The following is a 19,823-nucleotide window of genomic DNA, read 5'->3' on the forward strand; positions in this document are numbered from 1 at the left end:
TGTCGGTTCAGCCGGCCTCGATGCCGCTCTCCGCGGCGCTGCTCTGACCGGCGGCGGGGAGAAGTCCCAGCTGGGCGTCGACCGTGGCGCGGTAGCGCTGGAGATCGTTCTCCAGCTCGCGGATGCGCACTTGATCGGCTTCCCGCTCTCCCTGCTCCTGAAGGGTCTCCACCTTCTTCACCACACCGTTCCAGACGGCGAAGATCCACGCGGCGGTGGCTCCGATGCCGCCGGCCACTAGCAGCAGGGCCGCCAGGGGGAGGGTGCTGCTGACGCCGGGAAGGAAGTGGACTGTGGTGGCGGTGGTGTTCTCCAGCGTGAACATCACCGTGGCCAGCCCGAAGCTGAAGATCAGCAGGAAGTTCAGCTGTCGCATGGCAAGGGCGAAAGTGGCACGACCTTAAGTGAGGGACCCTTGTCCGGTGCCCTGTCTTCACAGCCGGGAACCATGCCGGGAATGGGGGATCCCGATCAGGGCAGAACCCTTCAGGACAGCGATGGAGCCTGCAGGAGCGGCGGTGGCACCAGACTCATCACCCCGGCTGCTCGCAAAGGTCTGGGCGGTTCGCCCATGGCGGTCAGAGCGCTTTCTTCGCGTGCCACCAGGGTTTCGATCGAGGCCCGGTAGGTGTCGGTCATGATCCTGGGGTAGAGGCCGATTCCGACGATCGGCACCAGCAGGCAGGAGATCACATAGATCTCACGCGGCTCGGCATCGACCAGATGGGTGTGGGAGGCGAGCTCGCTGTTCTCCTTGCCGAAGAAGATCTCACGCAGCATCGAGAGAAGGTAGATCGGCGTCAGGATCACCCCCACTGCGGCCAGCACCGCCATGACGATGCGGAAGCTGAGGCTGTAGGCCTCACTGGTGGCGAAGCCGACGAACACCATCAGCTCACTGACGAATCCACTCATCCCGGGCAGGGCCAGAGACGCGAGTGAGCAGACCGTCCAGAGGGCGAACATCTTGCGCATCTTCTGGCCTACGCCGCCCATCTCATCGAGCTGCAATGTATGGGTGCGGTCGTAGGTGGCGCCCACCAGGAAGAAGAGGGAGGCGCCGATCAGGCCGTGGCTCACCATCTGCAGCATCGCGCCGCTGGTGCCCAGGGCGCTGAAGCTGCCGATGCCGATCAACACAAAGCCCATGTGGCTGATCGAGCTGTAGGCGATCTTGCGCTTGAGATTGCGCTGCGCAAACGAGGTGAGCGCCGCATAGATGATGTTCACCACCCCCAGCACCACCAGCAGCGGCGCGAACCGGGCATGGGCATCGGGCAGCAGCTGCACGTTGAAGCGCAGCAATGCGTAGCCGCCCATCTTGAGCAGAATCCCGGCAAGGAGCATGTGCACCGGCGCCGTCGCTTCGCCGTGCGCATCGGGCAGCCAGGTATGCAGCGGCACAATCGGCAGTTTCACGCCGAAGGCGATCAGCAGGGCCGCATAACACAACACCTGGAAGCCGACGCCGAATTCGCGGCTGGCCAAGACCGTGTATTCGAAGCTGGGAGCTCCTCCACCGAAGAAGCCCATCGCCAGGGCTGCCAGCAGAATGAAGAGCGAACTGCCTGCGGTGTAAAGGATGAACTTGGTGGCCGCATATTGACGTTTCTTGCCGCCCCAGATCGCTAGCAGCAGATAAACCGGAATCAGCTCCAGCTCCCAGGCCAGGAAGAACAGCAGCATGTCCTGCACCGCGAAGACGGCGATCTGGCCGCCATCCATGGCCAGCAGCAGGAAATAGAACAGCTTCGGCTTGAAGGTCACCGGCCAGGCGGCCAGGCAGGCCAGGGCTGTGATGAAGCTGGTGAGCAGGATTAGCGGCATGGAGATGCCATCGGCTCCAACCGACCAGGCCAGGCCCAGGTCCGGCAGCCACTGCACCCGCTCCACCAGCTGCAGGCCCGGTTCAGAGGGGTCGTACCCGTTGAGGTATCCCCCCACCGTCAGCAGGAAGGTGGTCAGCGACACCCCCAGGGCGTACCAACGCACCCGCTTGCCGTCTCCGGCGTCGGGCACAAAGGGGATCAGCAGGGAGGCCGCGATCGGGAACAGGATCGAGGCGCTCAGCCAGGGGAAGGCCACAGGCCGGGTCAGGCGTCTGGCTCGGAGTGTAGAAATCTCAGCCTGGAGATCTCAGTGCGGGTGGCGGTTGTCACACAAGCTGTCGGGACTGGCGCCGCCGGGCTGATCCGTCCGGCCGTCGCGCTCGCGGGCGAGCGCAGCGGCCTCCCGGAGTCAGCCCGGCGGCGCCCCCTGGCGTTGGCCGGGGTTCGGGCGGCAGGTTGCGGGACCTGCCGAGCGAGACCTCGCGGCGGGGGCGAAGGCAGATTCAGGCCCAGGGGGGGCGAGCGGCCGTTGCCCCGCGTTGCGGGGCTCGGCCTTGCAGTGCCGGGGCTGGAGGCCGTGGCCCCCGCTTTGGGGGGCCCGGCCTGGCGGTTCAGGGGCTTGGGTGGTGACGGGGTTTGGGGTGCGGGGCGACAGCATCTGCGGCGGTGCTCGCTCGTGCCCCGCTCAACCACTGACCGTCAACGACGTCGGAGTCGGACGTTCAGGGGACTTGATGACCCATGTGGCTCCGCAGCTCAGGCACGGGCAACACAACCTGCCTTCCCACATGGGATCCCTGCCTTCTGGCTCAGGCAGGGGCGGCACCTGTGGAGTGTTGCGGGTCATCAAGTCAGGGGATGGTTCGGAACAGGGCCCGCAGCTCGGGCTCCGGTCGGGTCAGCTCCGCGGCCAGGGTGCCCAGTCCGGGGCGTTCGGCGCTCGCCAGTCGGTTGACCTTGGCGCACACCGTCGGGGCATGGGGGCCAAGGGCCTCGGTTGACCGGGGGAAACGCCGGAAATAGGCCAGATCCACGCCGAGGCGATCGGCCAGGGCGGCCGTCCGCGACGGATCCTCGCCGGCGTGGGCCTGCAGCAGCAGCTCCCGGGCGTACTGGCCCATGGACCAGCAGTCCAGATCCGTGAACTGACCCGGTGCCGGCTCCAGTCGCTCGTCGGTGCTGAACACCATCAGCCGTTGAGCTGCCGTGAAGGCCAGGGCTCCCTGCCCCATCAGCGAGCGGAGGCTGTCGAGCACCACCATTTCGCCGCCGGTGTGGGCGCCGCCGGCGGTGGCGAAGGCGGTGGCACGCACCCCCTGCAGGGACACGTTGCCGCCCAGCTCGAACAGACGGCGCAACGGCGGCGCCGAACCCTGACTCCAGGTCGAGCCGCCCACCACCAGCACCCGCGGTTGCCCCTGAAGCAAGGCGGCCGCCTCCGGTCGGCCGGCCTGGGCCGACAGCGCCCTGAGGCTGATCCGGACCGGCAGGTGATACTCCCGCGCGAGACGGTGCAGTTCCAGGGCGATCCCCAGTCCGGCTCTGGTGGCATCGAAGCGGCCGGTGTACGGAGAGGGCGCCGCCAGCACAAAGCGCACCTCCGGAGGCGGTGTCTGGACGACGGGCGGGTGAAGAATCGGCATCCGAACGCAAAGCCGAAGCGAAGCTTGCGCTGCGAGCAGCGGGTTCAGTCTGAATCAGAATCAGCCTGACGGACTGCCGGGGTGAGGTGAACGTCTGACAGGCCGAACTGCCATGGATCTTCGTCTGAGGAGGAGGCTGGCATCACCGATGCCTGCAATGCAGTTGGCGCTGCAGTCCTGCGGATTCGTGGACCGAATGGCTTTGTCCTGGTCCCGTCGGTCACGCCTGTTCCCCCTCGGCCACCTGTGGAGGCTCGTCCCTGTCGGTTGATCCAGCTTGTTCGCCGCTTCCTTGCGGGGCTGTCTGACCACCCAACACGCAGGCCCCGCTTCCTGTGGGCCGCAGTCGATCAACCTGGAGCACGAATGTTCAACCTGTCGGCACGTGGCATCCGCCACGATCATCAGCACACGCCCTGGTACGAGCTCTGGCGTCAGCCCCTGGCGGCGCTGATCAGGATGCCGTGGTGGCTGTTTTTCCCGGTGATGTTCCTGGTTTATCTGGGAGTCATTCTTGCTGTTGCGGTTCTTCTCAGTTTCGATCGGCGTCATCTGCTTGGTGATGCGCCGATGGGCCTCCCCAAGCCGCTCGTGTTTGCGATGGAAAGCTTCTTCGCCAATGGCTTCAGCAGCGTCACGCCGGATTCGCTGTTCACCTATGCGGTGGGCGTGTTGAGCCTGATCGCCGGCTTGATCACGCTGTCGACGTTGACGGCCATTGTGTTTGCGCGGCTGAGCAGCAACGAGGCCCCGTTGCGCTTCAGCCGACACCTGTGCATCAGCTCCATGGATCACGGGCACCTGTTCTGCCGCTTTGTGACCGCAGATCCTGGGCAATGGTTGAATGTGAGCTATGGTTTATCACTGATCTATGATGATCAGATTCAAGCGGGAGTCTGGCAGCGACGGATCGTTGCCCTGGAGCTCCTCAACACTGCCACGCCCCAGCTCAGTCAGACCGCCACCCTCACGCATCCCCTCACGGCGTCAAGCCCGGTTGTTCGCCTGGGGCTCGACGAGCTGGCCAGGCGCCATGCGGTGATCATGCCGCTGGTGGAGGGAGTCGATGAGAGCACCGGTTCCGGCTTGCTTCAGACCCATCTGTATCCGATCGGCAGCATCCAGGTGGGCCGCCATTTCGCCGATCTGGTCACGACTGACCGCGCGGGCCATCGCAGGATTGAGCTTCGCCATCTCGACAAGTTGCGCTAGCGCTCAGCGGTGCGGGTGAGGGAGGCCATGCCGGCCTGCCTTACGGAGTCGCTGCGTTCCGGATGACAGGAGGGTGCATGCTCAAAGCTGTTGGGGCTCATCCCGTGGCCGATGGGTTCTTGTCGGCGGGGCGAGTGCGCTTGCAGGGCTGGGTTGAGGCGGCGTGGATGGGCTCAGACTTTTTCACTGGCCGGTGGCATGGTGAGCAGCAGCTCCTCGATCCTGTGGTGCAGGGATTCCAGCGGTGGGTCCTGCTGATCGGGGCCGAATGCCCGGATCAGCTGCGGTCCACTGACATCGATCACCCAGTCACTGGGGATGCCGGCATTCCTGTAGAGGTGCCCTTTGGTCTGCAGATCAAAGGCGAGAGAGCTGTCCGACACTTCGATCACCAGCACGGTGTCGGGGGCTTCTGGATGGGCGCTGAGATAGCCATGGCTGCGTTGCCGCACCAGGGCCAGGTCTGGCTCGGGTTCATCGCGCTCACCCAGACAAAGCGGTGATTCCACCCACAGTTCCCAGGGACAGTCGGTCCGGGCCGCCAGCCAGAGCGTGATCAGCTGCGTCACCCGGTTCACCAGGACGCTGTGACGCGTTCCCTTGGCGAGCACCGTCAGCACCTCGCCTGCGATGAGCTCCAGCCGCTGTTCCGGCACGGCCTCACAGAGCCGATGGAACTGCTCCACGGTGAAGCGGGCATGGGGCGCCTGCGGATCGGACGGGGAGGTGAGCCGTGTCATCCGCCGGGCCCTGAAGGGAGGGTCTGAGGTGAGGAAGCCTGGCCCGACCAGACGGATCGAAGCCCGGAGGCGCCCTCCGCCTCACCAGAAGGTTGCTTGAACCCCGAAGCGGTCATTGACCAGTCATCGCCACCGAATCTCGGTGGAGGCGCAGCCATCCCCTCGTTTCCACCCCCAGGCGGGGCGGACGGAAGCCGTGCGGAGAGGCCTGGAGCGGGAGGCGTAGGCGGCCTGCGTTCCTCAGGAACGCCAGCCGCCGTAGGAGTGCTCTGGGCTCGACCCGCTGGTGCTGTGAGCCGTGCTGCCGGCTGGATCCGCGCGTTGGGGAAGATGAGCGTCGCTGCTGCCGTCCAGCCCAGCCGCTCGGCGACTGGGGCCACTGGCGGCGCAGGCATTCAGGTCAAGTGAACGCCACCGAGTTTCGGTGGGGGCGAAGCCATCCCCTCGTTTCCACCCCCAGGCGGGGCGGACGGAAGCCGTGCGGAGAGGCCTGGAGCGGGAGCCGTAGGCGGCCTGCGTTCCGCAGGAACGCCAGCCGCCGGAGGCCCCCGCTCCAGGCCCCGCCGGCAGCCTCAGCCCAGAACGCCGAACAGGGCCACCAGGGCGATCACGCCGCCGAACACGATCAGGGCATAGAACTGCACCCGGCCGGTCTCGAAGTACTTGAGGCCCTCGCCGCTGCCGAGGGTGAGCAGGCCGGTGAGGTTCACGACGCCGTCGACCACCTTGGAGTCGACATCGAGCACCTGACGGGCGATGCGGCGGCTGCCCTGCACGAACAGCTTGTCGTTGATCGCATCGAGATACCACTTGTTGGCCAGGAAGCGGTTGATCGCCGGGAAACGGCCCGCCACCTCGGAGGCGAGGTCGATGCGGTGCAGAAGGTAAGCGAGCACTGCCACCGTGATCCCCACCAGAGAGATCGCCACAGAGGCGCCGGCCAGGGGCAGAAATTCACTCCAGGAGAAGTGCTCCGCCATCTCGGTGGCTTCGTGGGGATCGATCAGGAAAGCGAAGCGGCTGTTCCAGGGGGTGCCCAGCAGGCCGATCAGCACCGAAGGCACGGCCAGCACCACCAGCGGCGTGGTCATCGACCAGCTGGATTCGTGCGGATGCTCGGCGTGGTGGTGCTCATGGCTCTCCTCCTCGGAGCCGGAACGGCCGGCCGCGGCCAGGAGCTGGGCCGCCATCGCCTTGTCATTGCCGCGGAAGTCCCCCTCGAACGTGAGGAAGTAGAGGCGGAACATGTAGAAGGCCGTCATCCCGGCGGTGACGAAGCCCATGCCCCACAGGAGGGGATAGGTGTTGAAGGCCTGGCCGAGGATCTCGTCCTTGCTCCAGAAGCCGGCCAGCGGCGGGATGCCGGCGATGGCGATGCAGCCGATCAGGAAGGTGATCGAGGTGATCGGCATCCAGCGGCGCAGACCGCCCATCAGACGCATGTCCTGGGCCAGCGCCGGTTCGTGGCCCACCACCTCCTCCATGGCGTGGATGACCGAGCCGGAACCGAGGAAGAGCATCGCCTTGAAGAAGGCGTGGGTGACGAGGTGGAACATGCCGGCCACCGGGGCGCCGCAGCCCATCGCCAGCATCATGTACCCGAGCTGGCTGACGGTGCTGTAGGCCAGGCCCTTCTTGAGGTCCATCTGGGTGAGCGCGATCGAGGCTCCCAGGAATAGGGTGATCGTGCCGATCACTGCGATCGTGGTCTGCACCACGGAGAAGGGCTCGTACACCGGCTGCAGGCGCGCCACCAGGAAGACGCCGGCGGCCACCATCGTGGCGGCGTGGATCAGGGCCGAGATCGGTGTGGGGCCCTCCATGGCGTCGGGCAGCCACACGTGCAGTGGGAACTGGGCTGATTTCGCCATCGGGCCCATGAACACCAGCAGGCACAGCAGCACGGCGACACCGTTGCTGAGGGTTCCTCCGGCCACGGCATCGCTCAGGCGTGCGCCGATCTCCTCGAAGCCGAAGCTGCCGGTGGCCCAGAACAGGCCCAGGATCCCCAGCAGCAGGCCGAAGTCACCGACCCGGTTGACCACGAAGGCCTTCTGGGCTGCGTGGGCGGCGCCGTCGCGGTCGTACCAGAAGCCCACCAGCAGGTAGGAGCACATGCCCACCAGCTCCCAGAAGACGTAGATCTCGAGAAGATTCGGCGAGATGATCAGCCCCAGCATCGAACTGCTGAACAGGGCCAGATAGGTGAAGAAGCGCACATAGCCCTTGTCGTGGGCCATGTAGCCATGGGAATAGACCATCACCAGCAGGGCGATGGTGGTGACCAGCGAGAGCATCACCGCGCCGAGGGCATCCACACGGAAGCCCATCGGCAGGTTGAACGTGCCGGCGCTGGCCCAGTTGAACAGCACCTCGGTCATGCCCGCTCCGGCGATCTGCTCAGCGAGCACTGCGTAGCTGAGAACCGCCGAGGCGCCGACGCAGCTGATCAGCAGCAGCGCGACGGGGCGACGCAGACGGTTGACCGTGCGGTTGAAGCTGATCAGCCCCAGGCCGGAGATGCAGGCTCCCAGAAGGGGGAGCACCGGAATCAACCAGGCAAGTTCGGCGGCGGCGGGCATCCGGCGAGGCTCCCTTGGGGGCGGTTCCGGCCGAGTGTAGGCAGCTCTCCCGCCGTGCTTGGTCGCCGGTGTTCGACCAGGGATCACCGGGGCCTGTCGCCGATGTCCTGGCGATGGCCCGGCGCCCTCCTCACCCGGGTTCCAGCTCGCGGGCGATGGGAGACCTTCAGGCGAGGCCGGCGGCGGCGGAGGCGAGGCCCGAGACCGCGTCGTTCAGGACGATGGTTCTCAGCCCAGCCAGTGCGCCAGGCCTGTGCGCGAAAAGGCCGTGGCGCCGACGCCGATGTAGCGGTGCGCCCACCAGAACACCCCCACGGCGATGGCGATTCCCAGCTGCGCCGGGCGCAGGAACTCGCTCCACATCAGCTGCTGCCGGCCATCGAGCACCGCCTGGAAGGGGATCACCGAGGTGCTCGCCCTGAGCTCCTCGAAGGCCGCGCCGAAGCGGTTGCGCAGACGCCGGTCGCCATTCCAGACGGCGAACAGGTGGTGGCCGATCAGGCCGATACAGGCTGCCACCATGAAGCTGCTGCCGATCCAGAGCAGATGGGTGGCGCACCAGAGGATCTGGCCGACCGCCTGGGGATGGCGGCTGACGCGGATGATGCCGGTGGCGTAAAGGCGCACCTGCGGTCTGAGCACGGCCGGGATCTCCAGCAGGTTGTAGGTGGCCGGGTAGAGGAACAGAAAGCTGATCGCCGTGCCCCCCCACACCAGCGGAATGATCCAGGGCTGGTCCTGCAAGTTCCAGAGCCGCACGCCGTCGTAGCGGTGCTGCAGGAAATAGCCGATCACCACCACCGCGGCCGGGATGCTGACGGTGGCGAACAGCAGCCGCCAGGCGCGCGCACCGATCCGCTCCTCACCCCACACCCGCAGCGAGGCCCCGCCGCTGTGGAGCACGGCGAAGGCCAGCAGAAGCAGCAGCATCACCAGGCTGCTGTGGTGGTCGGCACCGGCCCAGGCCGGGGCGGCGTCGCCTCCGGCGGTGGCGGGAAGGCTGCTGAGGGCCATGCGGCGGGAAGGGACTGTGAAGCGGGATTCTCGCCACCGGTCGCTCCCCCTAGAGTCCCTGTCTCTCGGACCCTCCTCGCCGCGGCCAGGCTCCTCGAGCGCGAGGAGCCGCGGCGTCCTGCCCTTCTCCCCAATCCTGTGGCGCGAGCCATTCCATGGCGGATCTGCCCTTCACCCTCGATCAGCTGCGCATCCTGCGGGCCATTGCCAGCGAGGGCAGCTTCAAGAAGGCCGCTGACAGCCTCTATGTGACCCAGCCGGCGGTGAGCCTGCAGATCCAGAACCTGGAGAAGCAGCTCAGTGTGTCGCTGTTCGACCGCGGCGGCCGCAAGGCCCAGCTCACCGAGGCCGGTCACCTGCTGCTCAGCTACTGCGACCGCATCCTCAGCCAGTGCCAGGAGGCCTGCCGCGCCCTGGAGGACCTGCACAACCTGCGCGGCGGTTCGCTGATCGTCGGCGCCAGCCAGACCACCGGCACCTATCTGATGCCGCGGATGATCGGCCTGTTCCGGCAGAAGTATCCGGATGTGGCCGTGCAGCTGCAGGTGCACAGCACCCGCCGCACCGCCTGGAGCGTGGCCAATGGCCAGGTGGATCTGGCGATCATCGGCGGCGAGCTGCCCGCCGATCTCAACGATCTGCTGCAGGTGGTGCCCTACGCCAACGACGAGCTGGCCCTGGTGCTGCCGCCCAAGCATCCGCTGGCCCGCCTGCCCGAGCTCACCAAGGACGACCTGTACCGGCTCGGCTTCGTCTGCCTCGATGCCCAGTCAACGACACGCAAGATGGTCGACCAGCTGCTCAGCCGCTCGAAGCTGGATGTGGGCCGCCTCAAGATCGAGATGGAGCTCAACTCCTTCGAGGCGATCAAGAACGCCGTCCAGGCCGGCCTCGGTGCCGCCTTCCTGCCCGTGGTGTCGATCGAGCGTGAGCTCACCGCCGGCAGCCTGCACCGGCCCCAGCTGGTGGATCTGCTGGTGCGGCGCCAGCTGAAGCTGATCACGCACCCCGCCCGCTACTGCTCCAGGGCCTCCGAGGCCTTCCGCCGAGAGGTGCTGCCGGTGTTCGCCAGTCCCGACAGCCCCTTGCGTCAGGTGCCGGTCCGGGCGGAGGCGGCGACCGCCTGACGCCTGCGCGATGGAGGCGGCAGGCCGCTGGATTGCAGCATCCCGGGAACAGGGTGCCCCGCACCGCCGGTTGTCAGGCCGCCATGGCTGCAATGTCAAGGCGGCCGAAGGAGATTGCAGACTTTGCAGGGCCAAGGCAGTGCCCCGCTGCCACCGGCAGCTGGGCTGCGGCTGCGGGGCGCCTGGCGATCAGTTGCAGTTCGAGGGGTTGGCGTAGGTGAACGACTGATAGCGGTTGAGGATGGTGCGCACATCCACGCAGCTGCGACCGCGTTTCCAGAAGGAGTCTTCGCCGTTCTCCCGCGGATTCGTGCGGATGTAGGTGTAACCAGCGCCGGTCAGGCGGCTCTCCACATAGCCCGGATCACTGCCGATCAGATTCTGGAATTCCGCCACGGGTTGGCCTACGCCAGCCACCGGCGCACTGGCAGGTTTGCCACCACCCAGCAGGGAACCGATCAGAGCACCCACCGCCGCTCCTGCCAGGGTCGATCCAGTGGCTGTGCTGGGGTGGTCGTCGAACTGGGCATTGGGATTGGTCACCACATCGGTCTTGACCGACAGCCGGGTGGTGGTGCTGCCGTCATTCCAGGTGAACACCCCCTTGCTGCCGTGGTCTTCGTACAGCACATTCTGTCCAATTCCATAGGTGGTTTCCACATGCAGCTGCTGGCGGCCGGGGCCGGAGAAGCGGAAGTGGTTGCCGTTGTCAAGATCAATAACAAAAAACCGTTGTCGGGCCATTCTGCTTTTGCTTTACCGTGCAGTAGCCGTTGAAGGCCTCGTAGCCGTTCTGCTTCAGTGAGCAGCGGCCATTGGCGCGCGCCACAGTGTCGGCCAGGGCGGCTGATGCAAAGAGGCCGTGAGCCAACAATGCGGCCGGCAGTATCGCAAGTCCGCGTTTGAAAGACATTGATTTCCACTGTGAATCTTGGCGATTCTGACAGGTGCCTGCTGGGTTGGCAACCGGACCTTGGTCAATGGATTGATTTCTCAATCCAGACAGTCGCTGCCAGCCCATTTCTTCGCTGTGAGCGATTGAAGCCGCGGCCCGGATGTTGACGGTCGTCATGGCCTGTGTCCAGGCATTCCGTTGTGGTCAGTCAGAACTTGTGTAGGCATTCAGAACTTGCCAGGAAGGGCTGGGCCCGACCTGCTCTCCACGGTGCGGTGCTCACCTGCGTTTGCAGGAGGTCAAGACGAACACAGCCGAAGACCCGAGCATCGCTGCGCCAGCCAGATACCCAAGGGGAATCAGCACGAAAGGCTCCCGCAGCACCCCCTTCGCATCGATGGACGTCGGGCAGGCTGACCAGCCAATCCAGGCTGCCAGGAGAAATCCGGCCGAAGAGCAACTGATGGCCAGGGCACCGGTGCGGATGGCCTGCTGGTGCTTCATGGTTCAACGGCTCCGGGCAGATGGCTTCGCATGCATGGTTCCTGCTGCGAGGGCCAAAAGGAGCGCATGGGAATGGAACCCGGCGGCCATGACGGCCCATCGCTCCGATCGGGTGAACACCAGACAGGTTGAGGACGTCAACAGCGAGCACGCCCAGCAGCTTCTGGGCTCGCCTCTACTCCCCGTCACCGAGGAAGATCAGGGAATCTCGATGCACCCACAGCACCCTGCCGCTCTGGCCGGGGTAGCCCACCCGACACCAGGTGCCCTGGCTGTTTTCGGTGCATTCCAGCTTGTCGAGCGTTTCGCCCGAGACGCCCATCCCCGCGATCGCCGCGCCGTGGTTCGGCTTCGCATAGAGAGTCACGGTGGACTGGCCATGGCCGTTCAGTTTCACCTTGCTGTGGAAACTGTGGTTCACGGCCGGTGCTGCCGCACTCTTCACATTGGAGACGGAAATCCTGTTGCCGTTTCCGGTCTGCTCGGTGAGCGTGAAGCTGCGGTGGCCGCTCATCAGCCAGATTCGGCCCTGTTCGTCCCGCATCCGGCGGTTGTCGGTGGTGGGGGGGGCGGCCGGCACGAAGCGGTAGATCGCACTGCCGCTGAAGCGGATCTCGAATCCCCCTTGGCTCCAGGGCTGGATCAGGCAGGACTGCTTCCTGTCGTTCAGCCAGCAGTCAACGTTCTCGGCAGCGGCGGCTGGCTGTGCAAGCGATGCGCCACCAATGAAACTGGCCGTGACCGCAGCCGCGGCGACGAAACGATGGCATTGCAAGACAGGTTCACCTCAGGAATCTTTTGATGGCATCAGGGCTGATGCACCTCAGAGCGGAGTTTAGATCCACCCGTGTCATGTCCCCACCAGGTTGTCCATCGAAGGCATGGGCACGGACGCCCCGAATGGGTTTCGGTGCTCAGGCGAGGCGTCGGCGTATCTCCGATCGGGCGCCATGGATCCTGGTTGGTATCCACTGACGAAACGCTGAGCCCTCCTCGACAGGTGCTGTGCCTTCGCCAAGCTGCACGGTGCCGATCCGACTCGACTGCATGCATGCCACCGGCCCAGCCTGGCGATCCCTCCACACCGTGGCGTCATTGGCTGAGTGCAACGGAGAGCGTTGTGGTGGCCCCGTGATCCTGGCAGGGTTGGTGCTGGGGCTGGGGGTGGTGCAACTGGCCAGCGGACCCCTGGCCCAGACCAGCCGTTTCAGCCTCGAGTTGCTGATCCTCCTGGTGCTGCGGCTGGTGGGTCCGATGCTGCTGGCGCTGCTGGCGTTGGCGTTGCTGTTGCCGCGCTGGCTGGAGCGGGTGCAGCGTCTGGGGACGGAGGCCTGGCGAACATCGACCCCTGCCGCCGCCGTGGTCGGAGCTCTGCTGATGCTTCTGTTCTTTGTCGCCGCGATGTGCGGTGGGGTGCTGGCCAGTCCCCGCGCCGATCTGGCGGGCGAAATCCGGGATCTCCTGCGGGGGGTTCTGCTGCTCGATCTGAGCCGCGCCTGCCTGCGCGCCGGTGTGTTTCTGGGCCTGGTGTGCTTCTGGAGCCAGTGGCGCATGGCCCTTGGCTTGCGTCTTGAGCGCGATCCTGGGCTGCTGGTGAGCGATCAGCTGGCGGAGGGTCTGGTGCTGCTGCTGCTGATGAAGCTGGTCTGGATCACAGTTCTCGACCCCTTGACTCTGACCGCCAGCCCCCAATGAACAGCGAGCAGTCCTCAGGGTCCCCGCGCGAGCGGTTTCTGTTTCTGGGCTCGGGCCTGGTGCTCGCGATCGCCGTGCTGGGGGCGATGGCCCGCGAGCAGGGCTGGGGAACGCCAAGCGTGGAGTTCCAGCTGCGTGGTTCCAGTGCCGATGGACTTCGGGTCGGCCAGGAGGTGCGCATCTCGGGCCTGCCGGTGGGGAAGGTGAAGGCGCTTCAGCTCCGTCCCGACGCCCTGGTCGATGTGCAGCTGCGGGTGCAGGAGCGTTACGCCGCACTCGTCGGGCCCCGGAGTGTCGCCAGCCTTGGTCAGGTGGGCCTGGTGGGTGATCACTTCGTGGTGATCTCGGCTGATCCGCAATCCGGGATGAAGGCGGGCGTCCGCGCCGGCCGTCGGCTGCCCTACATCCAGCCCCTGGCGATCAGCAACCTGATGCATCGGCTGGTGGAGACGCAGATGGAGCTGCAGCGCACCCTGCGCAACACCACCCGCCTGACGGCAGGGGAGGTGCCGCAGGCCTTGAGGGAGATGCGGCGGGGCCTCAGTGGTGTGCAGCGTCTCACCACCACCCTGGAACGCGAAACAGCGGCCACGGCCCCCCAGTTGCGTGCGGGCCTCACCAGCATCAACCGGCTGAGCGCCAGCCTCGATCGGGAGACCGGGGTCACCGCGCCCGCGCTGCGCCGCACCCTCCAGCAGGTGAGCCGCACCGGAGAGCGCGCGGAGCAGACCGCGCGCGAGGTCCAGCAACTGCTGCGCCAGAGTCAGCCGCTTCTGGTCAGCAGCCTCAGGGAGATCGAAAGCCTCAGCCGCAGTCTCAACAGCCTGCTGCAGGGGCTGATCGGGGTGAGCGGCAGCGAGGGGAGGCCCGCCCCCCAGGTCAAACCGTGAGAGGGGGCTGGACTCGCCGTCCAGGGCACCGCTGCGGCCGTCGATGGCGCCTGGCCGGAGGCCTGCGCTGTCTGGAGAGAGGAGGCTGTTCCATGGGGGGATGCTCGCTCCAGGCCGATGCACCCAGCCTGGATGCGGTCGGCGCCTGTGCAGGGCCGTGCCTCCGGATCGGTGATCCTGGCCCAGATCGCCCTGGAGTTCCAGGCCGCTGAGCCTTCAGAACTGACTGGCTTCCGGCGTCACCCCGGCCGCGTCGTCGGCGACGCCCCTGGTGATGAACTTGTTCTCGCTGATGTCGGTCTGGTAGACGCAGCGCACGATCGGCTTGTCCTTGACCGAGCCCACATAGGCAAAGGTGTTCATCCGCTGCTTGCACTGGCGCATCTGCTCGGCGGTGATGGCTCCCTCCTTCTGCAGCACGCTCCAGTTCTCCCGGCGGATCACGCAGCCGGGCCTGAGCGCGGGCTGGGTGACGAAGCTGCTGCTGGGGTTCATCGTCGTGTAGAGCTCGATGTCCATCACGAAGGCGCTGGCGCCCCACTGACGGCAGAACTCCGGATCGGGCACGGCCATGTCCAGCTGCTGGCTGCTGGCGATGTTGCCCTGATCCCCCTGGGTGGTGCTGGAGAGGCCGGTGCCGATGCCGATGCCCACGATCAGCACACCCGCCAGCACGGCGAGGGTGGCCGGGTTGAAGGCGATGCCGCCACCATTGGCACCTTTGCCACCGCCCGGACCACCACCGGCCCCGCCACGGCCGGGAGGGCGTCCGCGGCCGTCGTCTTCGTTCTCCCAGTCGCGTCGACCGCCCCGGCCGTAGGCGGAGGGCTCACGGCCGGGCCTGCCTCCGCGTTCGGCATCGCCGCGGGGATCGCGGCGACCCCAGTCCTGGCCTGAGTCGCGGTAGGCGCGCTCCGGCTCACGGTCGGAGCCGTAGCGGTCTGTGGAGCGGGGGCGGGGGGAGCGGGTCACAGGGTTTCGGTGCTGCGCGGCAGGCCCATCGAATAGTTGAGCACCCGTGCAGACGGGTTGTAACGCAGCTCGCCCGCCTGGAGCATGGTGCGGATCACTCCTTCGAGTTCCGAGCCGATGCGGCGCAGGGTGTAGTCGTTGAGGTCGGCGCCGGCATGGCGGTCCACCTCGCTGCGGAAGGCGCTGCGCAGCTTCTCGAGGGCTGTGTCGTCCCAGAGGAATTCGTTGTCCGGATCGATGTCGAGGGTCAGCTGGCCCGCGTCGGGAACCAGATCGCCGTTCTCCACCCGGGCCGTGAACAGACGGATGTGGCGGGTGGTGGACTTCAGCAGGGTGTCGGCCATCGGGGTCGCGGCGAGCGGCTGGAGCGGATCGGATCTCGACTCTAGGAACCCTGCCTGCGGCCGGCGTCGACGCAGCTGCGCGTGCGCCGAGCCGCAGCCCGTCCCATGCGCAGGCAACCGCCCGCCGGCTCCGTGGTTCAGCTCCGGAGAGGACCTCCCGGCCCCGCGCTCCCGGACGCTGCAGGGCGCCTCTTAAGGTTGCTGTCGCTATTAGCCGGTTTCCATGCGCATCGCCATCGCCGGGGCTGGTCTCGCCGGTCTCTCCTGCGCCAAGTACCTGTGTGACGCCGGCCACACGCCGGTGGTCTACGAGGCCCGTGACGTGCTGGGCGGCAAGGTGGCGGCCTGGCAGGACGAGGATGGCGACTGGTATGAGACGGGCCTGCACATCTTCTTCGGCGCCTACCGCAACATGCGCCAGCTGTTCGCCGAACTCGACATCGAGGACCGGCTGCAGTGGAAGAGCCACGCGATGATCTTCAACCAGAAGGAGACGCCAGGCACCTACAGTCGCTTTGATTTCCCTGACATCCCGGCTCCCTTCAATGGGGTGGCTGCGATCCTGGGCAACAACGACATGCTCACCTGGCCGGAGAAGATCTCCTTCGGCCTGGGTCTTGTGCCGGCGATGCTGCGCGGTCAGAGTTACGTGGAGGAGTGCGACAAGTATTCCTGGAGTGAGTGGCTCAAACTGCACAACATTCCTGACAGGGTCAATGATGAGGTGTTCATCGCCATGGCCAAGGCGCTGAATTTCATCGATCCCGATGAAATCTCCAGCACCGTGGTGCTCACCGCCCTCAACCGTTTTCTCCAGGAGAGCGACGGCTCCAAGATGGCCTTCCTGGATGGAAACCCGCCTGAGCGCTTGTGCCAGCCGATGGTTGACTACATCACGGCCCGCGGCGGTGAGGTGCATCTGGAGGCCCCTCTGCGGGAGATTGAGCTCAATGCGGATGGAACCGTCAGCGGCTTCCGCATCGGTGGCATCAAGGGCAAGGAAGGCTTCACAGCCACCGCCGATGCCTATGTCAGCGCCATGCCGGTGGATCCGTTCAAGCTGCTGATCCCGGAGCCCTGGAAGGACATTCCCTACTTCAGGAAGCTCGACGGGCTCAATGGTGTGCCGGTGATCAACATCCACCTCTGGTTTGACCGAAAGCTCACGGACATCGATCACCTCCTGTTCAGCCGTAGCCCGCTGTTGAGCGTCTACGCCGATATGAGCAACACCTGTCGTGAATACGCCGATCCGGATCGCTCGATGCTCGAGCTGGTGTTTGCCCCCGCCAAGGACTGGATCGGTCGCAGCGATGATGAGATCGTCGCCGCCACGATGGAGGAACTGAAGCGCCTGTTCCCCATGCACTTCACCGGCGACGATCAGGCCACGCTGCGCAAGGCGATCGTCGTCAAGACGCCCCTGTCGGTCTACAAGACCGTTCCGGGTTGCCAGCAGCTGCGCCCCGATCAGGCCAGCCCGATCGCCAACTTCTTTCTGGCCGGTTGCTACACGATGCAGCGTTATCTCGCTTCCATGGAGGGAGCCGTGCTCAGCGGCAAGCAGTGTGCCCAGGCCATCTCGGCCTCCCCGCTGGCTGCGTCGTCCGGTGGCGGCAAGGTTGCGGTGGCGGCCTGACTCCGGTGGCCGTTGCCCCCGCTGCTCCCGCTGGTCTTCCCTCGCTCCAGGAGGCCTACGAGGCCTGTCGCCGTGAGACCGCCGAGTGGGCCAAGACCTTCTATCTCGGCACTCTGCTGATGCCGCCCGCCAAGCGCCGCGCCATCTGGGCCATCTATGTCTGGTGCCGGCGCACCGATGAGCTGATGGACAGTCCGGAGGCTCAAGGACGGCCGGTGCCGGAGCTGGCGGCCCGCCTGGATGCGTGGGAGCAGCGCACCCGCGCCCTGTTCGCGGGAGAGGTGTGCGACGGGCTCGATCTGGTGATGCGTGACACGATCGAGCGCTACCCCCAGCCCCTGCAGCCCTACCTCGACATGATCGAGGGCATGCGGATGGATCTCACCACCAGCCGCTATGCCGATTTTGATCAGCTGTACCTCTACTGCTATCGGGTCGCCGGTACCGTCGGCCTGATGACCCAGGAAGTGATGGGCGTTGATTCCGCCTACACCTCCGCCCCCTGGAGTGACCCGCCGGACACCAGTGAGGCGGCGGTGGCCCTGGGCATCGCCAATCAGCTCACCAACATCCTGCGCGATGTGGGCGAAGACCGGGCGCGCGGCCGCATCTATCTGCCCCAGGAGGATCTGCGGCGCTTCGGCTATAGCGAGGCCGAGCTCATGGATGGCGTGCTCAACGACAGCTGGCGTGAGCTGATGCGCTTTCAGCTGGCCCGTGCCCGCGACTGGTTCGCCCGCTCGGAGGCGGGGGTGCGCTGGCTGGCACCCGATGCCCGCTGGCCGGTGTGGGCCTCTCTGCGCCTCTACCGCGGCATCCTCGATGTGATCGAAGCGCTCGATTACGACGTCTTCAACCATCGGGCCTACGTGCCCACCGCCGGCAAGATGCTCGATCTGCCACGTTCATTCGTGATCGCCCAGGCCCGCTGAGCGGGACCGCTCAGCGGGCCGCCTCCTCGAGCCAGCGCACCAGGATCGGGTTGACCCGCTCCGGTGCCTCGTCGTGGGGGCAGTGGCCCAGCCCCTCCAGCACCTGCAACTCGCGGATGCAGGCATGGTCTGCGGCCCAGTGGCAGGCTTCGCTCGGATCCTCCCAGGGATCAGCGCCGCCCCAGACCATGCGCACGGGCCCATTCAGCTGGGCCAGCAGCTGTGGCGCCAGGTGATCGTCGAACAGGTTGACGAAGCCACGGAAGCTCTCCAGGGCACCCGGTTCGGTGGAGGGGCGGTGCAGCAGCTCCACCAGCTCGGCGTCGACGTTGCCGCCGCTGGGATAGGCCTGGGCGAGCACCCGGCGGATGAAGGCAGGTCGTGCCAGCAACCGGAACAGCGGCGCCAGCAGCCAGCGCTGGCGCACAGCGCCCTCCAGCCAAGGGCGCAACAGACGCTGCAGGGCCGGCTGCTCCGCCAGTCGCTTGCGATCGAGGGTGCGCTGGGCGCAGTCGATCAGCACCACCTGGGCCGGCGGTGTGCCGGCCTGCTGCAGCATCAGCGCCGCCCGCAGGGCCACCACCGCCCCCACGGAATTGCCGATCAGATGCAGACGCCGGCCGTGCAGCGGCACCTGTTCCGCCAGGAAGTCCACCACCTGGCTTGCCCAGAGATCGAAGCAATAGCGCACCGCTCCGGGACGTTCGGGTTCATCGGCCAGGCGCGAGGGCGGTTTGTCACTCGCTCCGAAGCCGAGCAGATCAAGGGCGAACACCTCCGCCTGCGTCGCCAGGGCTGGAATCGTGTGGCGCCAGTGTTGCTGCGAGGCGCCGAAGCCGTGGATCAGGAGCACCACGTCTGCGGCGTCCGGGTCGCCGGCCCGGCTCCAGGCGATGCGCCGCCCCTGCCAGCGCCAGAAGGATGGGGCACCAGGGCCGATGCTCTCCGGGGCCTGTGTCATCCCCGCCTCAGCTCGGAGGTCCCTGCCTGTGGGTTCGGGCTGCGGCAGGGTTTCGGAGGCTGAGTGGGCCTCCCACCCTGACGAGGGGAGGCGCCCCAGCCATGGCTGGGTTGCAGGGCGGTCGTCGCAGCTGGGGTCGGTCAGGGATCCTCCGCCGGTCGTCCCATTCTTCCGGCCCAGGCCGGGGACTGTTGGCGTCGGGCACCGGTCGGAGTGCAACAGGAAGCCCGGCGGCTGTGGAACGGCCGCCGGGCTGGGAAGGATCGGAACTGGTCTTGTGACGTCGGCCTGGAACCTCGAGCCCTCGGGGGCAGCCCCGCCGGTTGTCTCTGAGGCTCCTGGCTGTTTCAGATGCCGCTGGCCGGTTCAGACGCCGACGGTCTGATTGGCGAGCAGAGCCTTCAGCTTGGCCAGTTCACCGGCCCAGCGGGGATCGGGAGCTTCGGTGTCGACGCTGTCGGAGTGCACCACCTTGTTGACGGCCTTGCGGGCAGCGGTGGGAGCCGGGCCGTTGCCGCGACGCTCGCCGCCGGCAGGGCTGCGGCTGTCGCGACGCTCGGAGATCTCGATGCGCAGGGCGTTGCCGCCGAAGTCACGGCCGTTGAGCTGCTCGATCACCGCCTCGGCCAGTTTCTGGTCGTCGACGTTGGCGAAGCCGAAGCCGCGGCTGGCGCCGGTCTCGCGGTCGTTCACCGCCTTGAACCGCACCCCCTCGCCGACGCTGGAGAACAGCGCCTCCAGTTCCTTGGCATCAAAAGTCTGCGGCAGGTTGCCGACGTAAAGGCGAACGCTCATGGGAGTGCGGGTGAATGAATACTTTTGCTGGCGGAACAACACGCCGTTG

The 19,823-nt window shown here is 66.5% G+C and carries 19 protein-coding genes and 1 pseudogene; 6 read left to right on the forward strand and 14 right to left on the reverse strand.

Annotated features, from left to right (window positions below; translation table 11 throughout):
* Positions 1-7 precede the first annotated feature (7 nt).
* From H8F25_RS10030 to H8F25_RS10040, 3 genes and pseudogenes are all read right to left on the reverse strand, one after another.
* Positions 8-376, reverse strand: coding sequence for a lipopolysaccharide assembly protein LapA domain-containing protein (locus H8F25_RS10030; RefSeq protein ID WP_197210295.1), 369 nt, complete (start codon positions 374-376; stop codon positions 8-10).
* A 185-nt stretch (positions 377-561) separates the two neighbouring features.
* Positions 562-2,121, reverse strand: a pseudogene (locus H8F25_RS10035) (NAD(P)H-quinone oxidoreductase subunit 4); the annotation flags it as partial.
* Positions 2,122-2,680: 559 nt separating this feature from the next.
* Positions 2,681-3,472, reverse strand: a complete 792-nt coding sequence (locus H8F25_RS10040) for a hypothetical protein (protein ID WP_197210296.1) — start codon at positions 3,470-3,472, stop codon at positions 2,681-2,683.
* 366 nt (positions 3,473-3,838) lie between these two features.
* Here H8F25_RS10040 and H8F25_RS10045 point away from each other — a divergent pair, with 366 nt between their 5' ends.
* Positions 3,839-4,684 (forward strand): hypothetical protein, encoded by an 846-nt coding sequence (locus tag H8F25_RS10045; RefSeq protein ID WP_197210297.1) that lies wholly within the window; start codon positions 3,839-3,841, stop codon positions 4,682-4,684.
* A 173-nt stretch (positions 4,685-4,857) separates the two neighbouring features.
* Here H8F25_RS10045 and H8F25_RS10050 read toward each other — a convergent pair whose 3' ends face one another.
* From H8F25_RS10050 to H8F25_RS10060, 3 genes are all read right to left on the reverse strand, one after another.
* The gene (locus H8F25_RS10050) at positions 4,858-5,424 is read right to left on the reverse strand and encodes a Uma2 family endonuclease (RefSeq protein ID WP_197210298.1); all 567 of its coding nucleotides are present in this window, start codon (positions 5,422-5,424) and stop codon (positions 4,858-4,860) included.
* 572 nt (positions 5,425-5,996) lie between these two features.
* Positions 5,997-8,006 (reverse strand): NAD(P)H-quinone oxidoreductase subunit 5, encoded by a 2,010-nt coding sequence (locus H8F25_RS10055; RefSeq protein WP_197210299.1) that lies wholly within the window; start codon positions 8,004-8,006, stop codon positions 5,997-5,999.
* A 228-nt stretch (positions 8,007-8,234) separates the two neighbouring features.
* Entirely contained in the window at positions 8,235-8,936 is a 702-nt protein-coding gene (locus H8F25_RS10060) for an NnrU family protein (protein ID WP_231597353.1), read from the reverse strand.
* A 239-nt stretch (positions 8,937-9,175) separates the two neighbouring features.
* Here H8F25_RS10060 and H8F25_RS10065 point away from each other — a divergent pair, with 239 nt between their 5' ends.
* Positions 9,176-10,147, forward strand: coding sequence for a LysR family transcriptional regulator (locus H8F25_RS10065; RefSeq protein ID WP_197210301.1), 972 nt, complete (start codon positions 9,176-9,178; stop codon positions 10,145-10,147).
* Positions 10,148-10,336: 189 nt separating this feature from the next.
* On the opposite strand, the gene H8F25_RS10070 is transcribed toward H8F25_RS10065, so the two are convergent.
* The 4 genes from H8F25_RS10070 to H8F25_RS10085 all read right to left on the reverse strand — a co-directional run bounded on the left by H8F25_RS10070 (position 10,337) and on the right by H8F25_RS10085 (position 12,321).
* Positions 10,337-10,891 (reverse strand): hypothetical protein, encoded by a 555-nt coding sequence (locus H8F25_RS10070; protein ID WP_197210302.1) that lies wholly within the window; start codon positions 10,889-10,891, stop codon positions 10,337-10,339.
* On the reverse strand, positions 10,863-11,219 hold the full coding sequence (locus H8F25_RS10075; protein WP_197210303.1) for a hypothetical protein: 357 nt from the start codon (positions 11,217-11,219) through the stop codon (positions 10,863-10,865). The genes H8F25_RS10070 and H8F25_RS10075 overlap by 29 nt, the downstream gene beginning before the upstream one ends.
* Before the next feature lie 102 nt (positions 11,220-11,321).
* Positions 11,322-11,546, reverse strand: coding sequence for a DUF3955 domain-containing protein (locus H8F25_RS18160; RefSeq protein ID WP_197210304.1), 225 nt, complete (start codon positions 11,544-11,546; stop codon positions 11,322-11,324).
* A 175-nt stretch (positions 11,547-11,721) separates the two neighbouring features.
* On the reverse strand, positions 11,722-12,321 hold the full coding sequence (locus H8F25_RS10085) for an SH3 domain-containing protein (protein ID WP_197210305.1): 600 nt from the start codon (positions 12,319-12,321) through the stop codon (positions 11,722-11,724).
* Positions 12,322-12,632: 311 nt separating this feature from the next.
* Here H8F25_RS10085 and H8F25_RS10090 point away from each other — a divergent pair, with 311 nt between their 5' ends.
* Together H8F25_RS10090 and H8F25_RS10095 are read left to right on the forward strand one after the other, a co-directional pair.
* Complete coding sequence (locus H8F25_RS10090) at positions 12,633-13,241, forward strand: hypothetical protein (RefSeq protein ID WP_231596752.1); 609 nt, start codon at positions 12,633-12,635, stop codon at positions 13,239-13,241.
* Positions 13,238-14,131 (forward strand): MlaD family protein, encoded by an 894-nt coding sequence (locus H8F25_RS10095; RefSeq protein WP_197210307.1) that lies wholly within the window; start codon positions 13,238-13,240, stop codon positions 14,129-14,131. The genes H8F25_RS10090 and H8F25_RS10095 overlap by 4 nt, the downstream gene beginning before the upstream one ends.
* Positions 14,132-14,347: 216 nt before the next feature.
* Here the strand turns inward: H8F25_RS10095 and H8F25_RS17725 are convergent, their stop codons facing one another.
* Together H8F25_RS17725 and ndhM are read right to left on the reverse strand one after the other, a co-directional pair.
* A complete protein-coding gene (locus tag H8F25_RS17725) occupies positions 14,348-15,103 on the reverse strand; it encodes a DUF3172 domain-containing protein (RefSeq protein ID WP_231596753.1) in 756 nt (251 codons plus the stop codon).
* Positions 15,100-15,447: an NAD(P)H-quinone oxidoreductase subunit M gene (gene ndhM, locus H8F25_RS10105; protein ID WP_197210308.1), complete on the reverse strand. Its 348-nt coding sequence runs from the start codon at positions 15,445-15,447 to the stop codon at positions 15,100-15,102. The genes H8F25_RS17725 and ndhM overlap by 4 nt, the downstream gene beginning before the upstream one ends.
* A gap of 223 nt (positions 15,448-15,670) precedes the next feature.
* Between ndhM and pds the strand changes: the two genes are divergently transcribed.
* Both pds and H8F25_RS10115 read left to right on the forward strand, forming a co-directional pair.
* Positions 15,671-17,086 carry a 15-cis-phytoene desaturase gene (pds, locus tag H8F25_RS10110; protein WP_197210309.1) on the forward strand — a complete coding sequence of 472 codons (1,416 nt, stop codon included), beginning with the start codon at positions 15,671-15,673 and terminating at the stop codon, positions 17,084-17,086.
* Between the two features lie 5 nt (positions 17,087-17,091).
* On the forward strand, positions 17,092-18,018 hold the full coding sequence (locus tag H8F25_RS10115; RefSeq protein ID WP_197210310.1) for a phytoene synthase: 927 nt from the start codon (positions 17,092-17,094) through the stop codon (positions 18,016-18,018).
* 10 nt (positions 18,019-18,028) lie between these two features.
* On the opposite strand, the gene H8F25_RS10120 is transcribed toward H8F25_RS10115, so the two are convergent.
* Positions 18,029-18,979, reverse strand: coding sequence for an alpha/beta fold hydrolase (locus H8F25_RS10120; RefSeq protein WP_197210311.1), 951 nt, complete (start codon positions 18,977-18,979; stop codon positions 18,029-18,031).
* A 366-nt stretch (positions 18,980-19,345) separates the two neighbouring features.
* Positions 19,346-19,774 carry an RNA-binding protein gene (locus H8F25_RS10125; protein WP_197210312.1) on the reverse strand — a complete coding sequence of 143 codons (429 nt, stop codon included), beginning with the start codon at positions 19,772-19,774 and terminating at the stop codon, positions 19,346-19,348.
* Positions 19,775-19,823: the final 49 nt, after the last annotated feature.

This window comes from Synechococcus sp. CBW1004 (assembly GCF_015840715.1).
Taxonomy (GTDB): Bacteria; Cyanobacteriota; Cyanobacteriia; order PCC-6307; family Cyanobiaceae; genus Cyanobium.

Bases quoted from the DNA above. Each gene is read 5' to 3' on its own strand.
- H8F25_RS10030 (WP_197210295.1), bottom strand. From the start codon at position 376: ATGCGACAGCTGAACTTCCTGCTGATCTTCAGCTTCGGGCTGGCCACG.
- H8F25_RS10040 (WP_197210296.1), bottom strand. From the start codon at position 3,472: ATGCCGATTCTTCACCCGCCCGTCGTCCAGACACCGCCTCCGGAGGTG.
- H8F25_RS10045 (WP_197210297.1), top strand. From the start codon at position 3,839: ATGTTCAACCTGTCGGCACGTGGCATCCGCCACGATCATCAGCACACG.
- H8F25_RS10050 (WP_197210298.1), bottom strand. From the start codon at position 5,424: ATGACACGGCTCACCTCCCCGTCCGATCCGCAGGCGCCCCATGCCCGC.
- H8F25_RS10055 (WP_197210299.1), bottom strand. From the start codon at position 8,006: ATGCCCGCCGCCGCCGAACTTGCCTGGTTGATTCCGGTGCTCCCCCTT.
- H8F25_RS10060 (WP_231597353.1), bottom strand. From the start codon at position 8,936: ATGCTGCTGCTTCTGCTGGCCTTCGCCGTGCTCCACAGCGGCGGGGCC.
- H8F25_RS10065 (WP_197210301.1), top strand. From the start codon at position 9,176: ATGGCGGATCTGCCCTTCACCCTCGATCAGCTGCGCATCCTGCGGGCC.
- H8F25_RS10070 (WP_197210302.1), bottom strand. From the start codon at position 10,891: ATGGCCCGACAACGGTTTTTTGTTATTGATCTTGACAACGGCAACCAC.
- H8F25_RS10075 (WP_197210303.1), bottom strand. From the start codon at position 11,219: ATGACGACCGTCAACATCCGGGCCGCGGCTTCAATCGCTCACAGCGAA.
- H8F25_RS18160 (WP_197210304.1), bottom strand. From the start codon at position 11,546: ATGAAGCACCAGCAGGCCATCCGCACCGGTGCCCTGGCCATCAGTTGC.
- H8F25_RS10095 (WP_197210307.1), top strand. From the start codon at position 13,238: ATGAACAGCGAGCAGTCCTCAGGGTCCCCGCGCGAGCGGTTTCTGTTT.
- ndhM (WP_197210308.1), bottom strand. From the start codon at position 15,447: ATGGCCGACACCCTGCTGAAGTCCACCACCCGCCACATCCGTCTGTTC.
- pds (WP_197210309.1), top strand. From the start codon at position 15,671: ATGCGCATCGCCATCGCCGGGGCTGGTCTCGCCGGTCTCTCCTGCGCC.
- H8F25_RS10120 (WP_197210311.1), bottom strand. From the start codon at position 18,979: ATGACACAGGCCCCGGAGAGCATCGGCCCTGGTGCCCCATCCTTCTGG.
- H8F25_RS10125 (WP_197210312.1), bottom strand. From the start codon at position 19,774: ATGAGCGTTCGCCTTTACGTCGGCAACCTGCCGCAGACTTTTGATGCC.